This is a genomic window from Microbacterium arborescens (assembly GCF_049707515.1).
Classification (GTDB): domain Bacteria; phylum Actinomycetota; class Actinomycetes; order Actinomycetales; family Microbacteriaceae; genus Microbacterium; species Microbacterium arborescens_B.
This window is the reverse complement of the sequence record NZ_JBNAFI010000002.1, coordinates 606965-615746: the sequence shown is the minus strand read 5'-3', so window position 1 is coordinate 615746 and position 8782 is coordinate 606965. Positions and strand designations below refer to the sequence as shown.

The window sequence follows — 8782 nt, the reverse complement described above, 5'->3', positions numbered from 1 at the left end:
GGGTGGCGTGGCGGGGGTGGCGTGGCGCAGGGGGTAGGGGCGGGGCGCGGGCGGGCCGGCGGGGGTGGCGTGGCGCAGGGGGTAGGGGCGGGGCGCGGGCGGGCCGGCTGGGCGCGGGTGGCTTGGCTTGGGTGGCGGGGCGCAGGGGTAGGGGTGGGCGGCCGGCAGCGGGGGGCCGAGGGTCGGGCGCGGGTGGGGGTGCGGGTGACCGGGCGCGGGTGGCGTGACTTGGGTGGCCGGGGGCGAGTGCGGAAGGCGGGTGGCGTGCCTCGTGCGTATCGATGGACCAGGCGTGTAGGTGGTTCGAGCGCGTCGGCGGCTGCGCGCCGGTGGGTCGTGTCGGTGGCGCGTGTAGGTAGTTACGCACCGGACGCTCGTGCGCGTGGGCGGCTTGTGCGTATTGGCCGCGATGCCTGTGGAAAGTCGTAGGGCGATGTCGGAGGTCCATGACAAGATTCGAACATGCATTCGAACGGGCGTCCGGACAACGGGATGGGAAGCGACGGCGACATGGACGCCCTCGCCCGACTCGTCGCGGATGCTGAGACGGCCGCGGATGCGGGCCGCGCGGCGCAGATCCACGAAGTACGGGTGCTCGCCGCCGCCGGTCGGCTTGCCGAGAAGCAGGCGGCGGGCGCTTCGGAGAGGGTGAAGGCACGCGAGATGGCGTTGCGGGGCATCGCGGCGGAACTGGCCGGCGTGTTCGTCGCCACCGACCGGACGCTGCAGCGGCGCATCGATGAAGCCCGGGACCTCGTGGAGAACTACCGCCTCACGATGGCTGCGTGGGAGGCGGGCCGGATCGTGCGGGGGCACGTGCGCGTCATCCAGGACGTGGGATGCATCATCCCCGCCGACACCCGGGAGGAGTTCGAGCGGGTCGCGATCGAGAAGTGCGAGGGCGAGACGCCGAACCGGGTCCGGGACGCACTGCAGTTCCTGGCCGACCGGCTGCACCCGCGGACGTTCACCGAACGCCACCAGGGAGCTGCGGCAGGGCGCTGCGTCCGCGCGCAGGCGGGGCCGGACGGGATGTCCGACCTGATCGCAACACTCCCCACCGTCATCGCGGACGGCATCGTCGACCGCCTGACCCGGCAGGCGCGGGAGATCATCAACGCCCGGCCCCGCGCGGATAGGGCCGACGGTGCGGACGCGGCGAGGGCTGCGGATGGCGCGGATGCGGTGGACGCCGCGGTCGGCGCGAATGCTGCGGGCGCCGCGGTCGACGGATCGGCTATCGGCGACGCGGCCTTTCTCGGGACGGCCGACACGGACCTATCGCTCGGCGATGACACACGCACCATCGACCAGGTCCGTGCGGACGTGTTCTCCGACCTCCTCCTCGCCGGCACACCCGCCCTCGACCCCACCGCCACCGGCGACGGAGAAGGGACCCTCGGGGCGATCCGCGCGCACGTGCAGGTCGCGGTGTCGGCGCTGACGCTCATGGGACAAGACGAGGGTCCTGCTGACCTGGTCGGCCGCTCCCCCATCGACGCAGCTACCGCGCGGGAGCTCGCCGGAAACAGCACCTCCTGGGACCGGCTGCTGACCCACCCCGTCACCGGCACCGTGCTCGAATGCGACGCGTACAAGCCGACCGCGGCGATGACCCGGCTGCTGCGGGCGCGTGACCGGCACTGCCGGTTCCCCGGCTGCCGGCAACCCGCCATCCGATGCGAAATCGACCACACCACCGCCGCATCCGAGGGCGGACCCACCCACGTGTGCAACCTCGCGCACCTGTGCAAACGCCACCACGACGTCAAACACCACACCCGGTGGCAACTCCGACAACTCCCCGGCGGACGCCTCGTCTGGACCTCGCCGACGGGTCGGGTCTACCGCGAAGACGCACCACCACCCCTCGTCGCCTTCACCATCGCGGAACCACCAGGGAACCTGGATACTTCACCGCCATGGGGCGGACCACCGCAGCGGACCAACACGGCTCAAGGTTTCGTCACCCCGCCGGACACACCGCCACCGTTCTGACGTGAGATCCGCGCGTGCGCGATCGCGTTCGCGTGCGCGATCGCGTTCGCGGAAGCCGTCCGACACCACGCTCCGTGACGGCTCGACCCGGGTCGGCGGCCGCAGGAGCGGAGTCAGCCGATGATGGGCACGACCGTGGTCACCTCCGGCGCGGGATCCGTGGCGAGTCGCGCATGCGTCTCGACGTCGTAGCGCGCGTCTCCGTAGCGAAGCTTCTGCCGCTCGATTCCTTCGGCACGAAAACCGGCAGCGGTCGCCACCCGGCACGAGGCAGAGTTGTTCACCCGGTGCCCGAGCTCCAGCCGGTGCAGACCGTACTCGAACGCCCGACCGCTCACCGCGACGAGCGCGTGGGAGGCGTATCCGTTTCCCCGTGCCGACGCCGCGAGCCAGTACGACATCCACGCCGTCTCGTGCCGAAACTCGATGGCAGAGACCCCGACGTTGCCGACCGCGATACCGTCGGCGACGACGGCCCAGTTCCACGTCCGCTCGTCGAATCGCAGCGACTGCTCGATGAACGACTCCGCAGCCGACACGCTCGTCAGCTCGGCCCCGCCGAACTGGACGGCCAGGTCCGGTGCGCCGCTCGCCGCCTCGGTCAGCGCCGAAGCATCCATCCGGTTCCATGGGCGAAGGACGATACTCACGACCCCATCCTGCCGCGGCGACCGGGACCACCCCGCAGGCCGACCCGAACGGCCACGACGCCGAGGCAGGTCGCGTGCTGAACCGGCGCGTCATGCCGCACAACACACGAAGGCCCCGCAACTGGCGAGAGTTGCGAGGCCTTCGTGCTGGTGCACCCCCTCGGACTCGAACCGAGAACCCACTGATTAAGAGTCAGTTGCTCTGCCGATTGAGCTAGAGGTGCAGGCTGTTCGCGGTGAAGCGAACCGAGGAGAAACGTTACCACCACTTGGCGTCATCTCGCCAATCGAGGCCCGCGGCGCGTCGTATCCTTGAGCCGTGACCCCCACCACACCGGATCCGTCCGCGCCGCCCGCCGACGATGTCGCGGACGACCTGGCCCTCGCTCTCCGCCTCGCAGACGCCGCAGACGCGGTGAGCATGTCGCGCTTCGACGCGGCCGACCTCGACGTGCAGCTCAAGGCCGACGCCTCACATGTCACCGAAGCGGACCTCGCGACCGAGCGGGCGATCCGCGACCTGCTGACGGCGGAACGACCGGCAGACGGTGTCCTGGGTGAGGAATACGGCACGAGCGGTGATGCGCGACGGCAGTGGATCATCGACCCGATCGACGGCACGGCGAACTACATGAAGGGCATCCCGATGTGGGCGACCCTCATCGCACTCGCCATCGACGGGGTGCCCCGGGTCGGGGTCGTCAGCCAGCCCGCCATCGGGCGCCGCTGGTGGGGAGCAGCCGGTCACGGCGCCTGGAGCAACGTTCCGGGCGAGACGGCACCGCGACGGATCTCCGTCTCCGCGGTCGACGACCTGGCGCACTCGAGCATCAGCTTCCAGAGCATCCGTCAGTGGGACGAGGTCGGTCGCGCGGACCAGCTCCTCGCGCTCTCGCGCCGCGTCTGGCGCGACCGCGGCTACGGCGACGCCTGGCCCTACATGCTCCTCGCGGAGGGGCGCCTCGAGTTCGTCGCCGAGTTCGGCGTGAAGGAGTACGACATCGCCGCCCACGTCCCCATCGTCACGGAGGCGGGCGGTAGGTTCACCGACATCGACGGCGCCGAGACCGTGTCGAGCCGTTCGTCGCTCGCCACCAACGGCATCCTGCACGAGACCTTCCTCGAGCTCGTCTCCCTCCACGGCGGACGCGCATGACCCGGCGGCGCCTTCTTCTCGCGCTGACAGCCGGCTCGATCGCGACCGTGACGCTCCTCGCGGGCTGCTCCTCGCCTGAGCCTGTCGAGAACGCATCACCCGAGGCGGTCCCCTCGTCGCCGGTCGCGACGCCGCAGCAGACGGCGTCGGAGCCGGCGCTGCCCGACCCGACCTGCGAGAACATCATCCGCGAGGCGAGTCTCGAGGAACTGCAGTCGCAGGGCTGGGAGTACCAGCAGGAGCCGTTCATGATCGGCGAGACCTCGATCGACGCCGGCGTCTCGTGCACATGGACGAACGCCGCCGAGCCCGGCGGCAACATCCTCCAGTTCGGGTGGGCGCCGCTCACCGCCGCGGAGACGGCCGACGCCGAGCGCACCCTCGAAGCGCAGGGCTGGATCCGCGAAGAAGGTGACGGCGGGGTCTACCTCACCGAGGACCCCGCGTTCGCGCTCAACATCGACGCCGACGGTTACGGCGTGACGTACTTCTTCGGCGAGGGCTACGTCCAGGTCGCCGACGTCAAGCAAGGCCTCGTCATCATCGAGCGGCGCTGATGACCGATCTGGAAGCCGTCGGCGTCGCCGACGACCTGGCCGCCCGGGTCCGCGACGCCGAGCGCGACCTCCTCACGAGCGTCGTGCGTCAGGATGCGCGCCGGCTACGAGAGCTGATCCACCCCGATTTCACCGAAATCGGTCGCTCCGGACGCCTGTGGACGCGCTCCGACCTGCTCGTCGAGCTCGTGGAGGAACCCACGCGCGAGACGCCGGAGACGGATGAATGGGTCGTGCAGCGACTCGACGTCGACACGGTTCTCGTGACCTACCGCATCGTCGCCGCCGACCGCGTCAGCCGGCACTCGTCGGTCTGGGCCACGGCGGGCGAATCCCTCGCACTGCGGTTCCACCAGGGCACGGACCAGTCCCCCGGCGACGCGCGCCGGGAACGTCCATAGGGTCTGCGGACCGCCAGGTCAAGCACCTGCATCGACGCCCGTGGCGGGCCACAATCGAAACATGCCTGCACTTGCGATCATCCTCATCATCATCGGCATCGCGCTGCTGTTCACCGGAATCTTCGTCGAAGCGGTGAAGTTCCTGCTGTTCGTCGGCATCGCGCTCATCGTCATCGCGGTCATCGCCTGGCTGATGCGCTCCATCCGCAACAAGACCTGATTCCGCCCGAGACAGCGAAAGCCCCCGCACCTCTTTCGAGGCCGGGGGCTTTCGCATGCTGTGACAGCGGCAGTGGTGGAGATGGGGGGAATCGAACCCCCGTCCATCGCTGAGATACGGCGTCTTCTCCGGGCGCAGTCTGTAGAGGCGTTCTGCTCGGCCCCGACTTTCAGTACAGACACATAAGTCGACGGGCCCAGTTCGGGAAGAGTCCCGCGTGACGTCCGAACGCCGTCACGCAGCAAGATCCCTAGATGACGCCAGGATCCGTGGCGGGATCACACACGGTCTGACGGACTATCGGGCTCGCTTATGCAGCGAGGGCGAAGTCAGTGCGCTTGGATTCGGCACTTATAGATTTGCAGAGATCGTTAACGAGATAACCCTGCATCCTCGGCCCGCTTCTCGCCGACACACAGGCGATGTCGAAACCGATCATCCCCATGAGCCTTCGATCGAAGGGCCGCTGTCACACTGTGGAATTGCCAGGACGGATGCCGAAACACCCGAGCACTACAGCCTACAACCGATCAGCGCTCGGCGCCATTCCCGGGCGCCGCGCCTAGAGTCGGATCATGGCAGACATCCTGATCTCCGTCCGTGGCGAGGCCGAACGACGGGTCGCGCCCGAGGTCGCGATCGTCCGCGCCGCAGCCGCGGCCGACGGCCCGGAACGCACCGCCGTGGTCGCCCGCGCGACGGCGACGATCGCGCCGCTTCGCACGCGCCTGGAGGAGCTGACCCGGGCCGGCGTCGTGTCGAACTGGTCGAGCGGGTCGGTGTCCACGTGGTCCGACCGCCCCTGGAACCCCGACGGCAACCAACTCGCTCCCGTCCACCACGCCACGATCGACCTCAGCGCGACGTTCGACGACTTCGTGGCCCTCGCGGAGTGGGTGTCGTTGCTGTCGGACGACGGAGGCATGCGCGTGTCGAACGTCGAGTGGCAGCTCTCCCCCGCGACCCGGGCGACCATCGAACGCGAGGTCGCGACCTCGGCGGTGGGCGTCGCCGTCACGCGGGCGTCCGCCTACGCCGCGGCCCTCGGCCACGGCGCCGTCGAGCCCGTCGAGATCGCGGACGTCGGACTGCTCAGCGGAACCGATCCTCAGCCCGGCACGCCGATGTTCGCGCGAGCCGCGGCGATGTCGGCCGACACCTCGTCCGGCGGCATCGAGCTGCGTCCCGACGAGATCGTCGTGACGGCCGCCGTCGAGGCCCGCTTCCGAACGCACTGATCCCCGTCCCGCGCAGCTCTCTGTCGCGCGCTTCACGCGCGCGACCTGGAGCGCCGACCCGCGGCGGATGCGGGCTAGTCGCCCAGACGATTGCGAGTGCGCATGGCGCGCTCGGCCTCGCGCTTGTCCTCGCGTTCGCGGATCGTCTGCCGCTTCTCGAACTCGCGCTTGCCCTTCGCGACGGCGATCTCGACCTTGGCCCGACCATCGGAGAAGTACAGCCGCAGCGGGACGAGCGTGTAGCCGCCGGCGCTCACCGCGTGGGAGAGCTTGATGATCTCCTCCTTGTGCAGCAGGAGCTTGCGGGTGCGTTTGGTCGCGTGGTTGGTCCAGTGCCCCTGCGAGTACTCCGGGATGTGAACGGCATCCAGGAAGGCCTGCCCCCCGTCGATGTAGGCGTACCCGTCGGTGAGATTCGCCCGTCCCTGTCGCAGCGACTTGACCTCGGTGCCGGTGAGCACGAGCCCCGCCTCGTAGGTCTTCTCGATGGTGTAGTCGTGGCGGGCGCGCTTGTTGCTCGCGACGAGCTTCTCGCCCTGTTCCTTCGGCATCACGCGCCTCCTTCCCCTGGTGCACTGGCGCAGCCCTACAGTCTAAGGGCAGACCATCGCCGTCAGCGACGCCGCCCGCCGATCCGTGTCAGGTGCGCAGCCAACGACGGATGGCGAATCCCGCCGACACGGCCGCCAAGACGACACCGATCACGATGACGGCCGGCACCACGATCGCCACGTCGCCGAGATCCACCCACTCCGTGACGAAGTCGATCTGCGACGAGAGGTAGTCGCCCACGCCGATCTGCACCATCGCGATGATCGCCACACTCGCGAGGGCCGAGCCGATCAGCGCCGCGAACACCCCCTCGAGGATGAAGGGCGTCTGGATGAACCGGTTGGATGCACCCACGAGGCGCATGATCCCGAGCTCGCGACGACGCGCGTAGGCCGACAGGCGGATCGTCGTGGCGATGAGGAGCACGGCGGCGATGAGCATCAGCGCGGCGATGCCGATCGCGATGTACGTGGCGATCGTCAACGCCGAGAACAACGGATCGAGGTACTGCAGCTGGTTCGCGACCTCTTCGACCCCGTCGAAATCCTTGAACGCCTCGCTGATCACCTCGCTCTGCGACGGATCGGCGAGATTGACCCAGTACGTGTTGTTGAGCTGCTCGGGCGTGACGAACTCCGCGTAGTCCTCGCCCATGAGCGAGAGCACGTTGTCGTAGGCCTCCTGGCTGCTCTCGAAGCGCACATCGCGCACGACGCTCTGCAAAGCCGGCGACTCCAGCCGTTCGGCGACCGCCGCGATCTGCTCCTCCGTGGCGGGCCCGTCGGCGCAGTTCTGCACCGTGGCTTCCTCACGGCACATGTAGACCGCGACCTGAGCGCGCTCCGACCAGTAGTCCTTGGTCTTGCTGATCTGCATCTGCATGAGCATCGCCGCGCCCACGAAGGTCAGCGAGACGAAGGTCACCAGCACGACCGAGATCACCATCGACGCGTTGCGGCGAAGGCCCGTCAGGGCCTCACCGAGGATCAGACCGATTCTCATGACGTCGGCCCCACTTCGTCGCTGCGATCGTCACGATCGCCGAGCCCGAGCCGCTTGGCGACGTCGGGAAGGCCGAGGCCGGCGAGATCGATGTCGGGAGCCACGATCGGGATGGTCCGCGTCTCCCCCACGGGTGGAGGCGGCTCGACGGGCGCCTCCGGCTCGTCGGGGACGTGAGCCGTCGGAGGCGTTTCGGCGATCTCGCGCTGCAGTTCGAGGACAGCGGTGAGGGCGGCGACCGCCGCGGCGCCGCGGACCGGCTCGGGAGCAAGGCTCGGCAGCGCCGAGGTGTCGCCGTAACCGCCGCCGACCTCGTCGCGCACCATCGCGCCGCCGCTCAGCTCGATCACGCGGCGCTGCATCTGATCGACGAAGCCCGCCTCGTGCGTGGCCATGACGACCGTCGTGCCGTTGGCGTTGATGCGCGCGAGCAGCTGCATGATGTCGACGGATGTCGCCGGATCGAGGTTTCCCGTCGGCTCGTCGGCCAGCAGCACCTGCGGCCGGTTGACGATCGCGCGCGCGATCGCGACGCGCTGCTGCTCCCCGCCCGAGAGCTCGTGCGGCAGGCGCTTCTCCTTGCCCGCGAGGCCCACGAGCGCGAGCGCCTCGGGGACGGCCTGCGAGATGAACGCGCGCGAGGAGCCGATCACCTGCAGGGTGAAAGCCACGTTCTGGAAGACGGTCTTGTTCGGCAGCAGCCGGAAGTCCTGGAACACCGCTCCGATGTGCCGGCGGAAATAGGGCACCTTCCGCGTCGACAGCCCGCGGAGGTCGCGACCGAGGACGACCACGCGCCCTTCCGAGGCGACGTCCTCGCGCAGGATCATCCGCAGGCACGACGACTTGCCCGATCCGGACGCGCCGACGAGGAAGACGAACTCGCCGCGCTGGATCTCGAAGTCGACGTCGCTGAGCGCGGGCTTCGAGGTGCCGCGATACCGCTTGCTGACGTGTTCGAACCGGATCATGACTCGACGAGCCTAAGCGGCGGTCCGAGGGAACCAG

The 8782-nt window shown here is 69.2% G+C and carries 10 protein-coding genes, 1 tRNA gene and 1 other RNA gene; 6 read left to right on the top strand and 6 right to left on the bottom strand.

Annotated features, from left to right (window positions below; translation table 11 throughout):
* Positions 1-462 precede the first annotated feature (462 nt).
* On the top strand, positions 463-1998 hold the full coding sequence (locus ACPYN5_RS06925; RefSeq protein ID WP_424448236.1) for an HNH endonuclease signature motif containing protein: 1536 nt from the start codon (positions 463-465) through the stop codon (positions 1996-1998).
* A gap of 113 nt (positions 1999-2111) precedes the next feature.
* On the opposite strand, the gene ACPYN5_RS06920 is transcribed toward ACPYN5_RS06925, so the two are convergent.
* Together ACPYN5_RS06920 and ACPYN5_RS06915 are read right to left on the bottom strand one after the other, a co-directional pair.
* Positions 2112-2648: a GNAT family N-acetyltransferase gene (locus ACPYN5_RS06920; RefSeq protein WP_424448235.1), complete on the bottom strand. Its 537-nt coding sequence runs from the start codon at positions 2646-2648 to the stop codon at positions 2112-2114.
* Positions 2649-2796: 148 nt separating this feature from the next.
* Positions 2797-2872 (bottom strand) — tRNA-Lys (locus ACPYN5_RS06915).
* 95 nt (positions 2873-2967) lie between these two features.
* Between ACPYN5_RS06915 and ACPYN5_RS06910 the strand changes: the two genes are divergently transcribed.
* The 4 genes from ACPYN5_RS06910 (at position 2968) to ACPYN5_RS06895 (ending at position 4982) form a co-directional block, all read left to right on the top strand.
* Positions 2968-3804 (top strand): inositol monophosphatase family protein, encoded by an 837-nt coding sequence (locus ACPYN5_RS06910; protein WP_424448234.1) that lies wholly within the window; start codon positions 2968-2970, stop codon positions 3802-3804.
* Positions 3801-4361 carry a hypothetical protein gene (locus ACPYN5_RS06905; RefSeq protein ID WP_424448233.1) on the top strand — a complete coding sequence of 187 codons (561 nt, stop codon included), beginning with the start codon at positions 3801-3803 and terminating at the stop codon, positions 4359-4361. Before ACPYN5_RS06910 ends, ACPYN5_RS06905 begins: the two co-directional genes overlap by 4 nt.
* Positions 4361-4762 (top strand): nuclear transport factor 2 family protein, encoded by a 402-nt coding sequence (locus ACPYN5_RS06900; protein WP_424448232.1) that lies wholly within the window; start codon positions 4361-4363, stop codon positions 4760-4762. The genes ACPYN5_RS06905 and ACPYN5_RS06900 overlap by 1 nt, the downstream gene beginning before the upstream one ends.
* A gap of 61 nt (positions 4763-4823) precedes the next feature.
* On the top strand, positions 4824-4982 hold the full coding sequence (locus ACPYN5_RS06895; protein ID WP_424448231.1) for a hypothetical protein: 159 nt from the start codon (positions 4824-4826) through the stop codon (positions 4980-4982).
* A 73-nt stretch (positions 4983-5055) separates the two neighbouring features.
* Here ACPYN5_RS06895 and ssrA read toward each other — a convergent pair.
* Positions 5056-5425, bottom strand: a transfer-messenger RNA (tmRNA) gene (gene ssrA, locus ACPYN5_RS06890).
* 132 nt (positions 5426-5557) lie between these two features.
* Between ssrA and ACPYN5_RS06885 the strand changes: the two genes are divergently transcribed.
* A complete protein-coding gene (locus ACPYN5_RS06885) occupies positions 5558-6220 on the top strand; it encodes an SIMPL domain-containing protein (protein ID WP_424448230.1) in 663 nt (220 codons plus the stop codon).
* Positions 6221-6294: 74 nt separating this feature from the next.
* On the opposite strand, the gene smpB is transcribed toward ACPYN5_RS06885, so the two are convergent.
* From smpB to ftsE, 3 genes are all read right to left on the bottom strand, one after another.
* Positions 6295-6771: an SsrA-binding protein SmpB gene (gene smpB / locus ACPYN5_RS06880; RefSeq protein WP_424448229.1), complete on the bottom strand. Its 477-nt coding sequence runs from the start codon at positions 6769-6771 to the stop codon at positions 6295-6297.
* A gap of 88 nt (positions 6772-6859) precedes the next feature.
* Positions 6860-7774 carry a permease-like cell division protein FtsX gene (ftsX, locus tag ACPYN5_RS06875; protein ID WP_424448228.1) on the bottom strand — a complete coding sequence of 305 codons (915 nt, stop codon included), beginning with the start codon at positions 7772-7774 and terminating at the stop codon, positions 6860-6862.
* Positions 7771-8745 (bottom strand): cell division ATP-binding protein FtsE, encoded by a 975-nt coding sequence (gene ftsE / locus ACPYN5_RS06870; RefSeq protein WP_424448227.1) that lies wholly within the window; start codon positions 8743-8745, stop codon positions 7771-7773. Before ftsE ends, ftsX begins: the two co-directional genes overlap by 4 nt.
* Positions 8746-8782 lie beyond the last annotated feature (37 nt).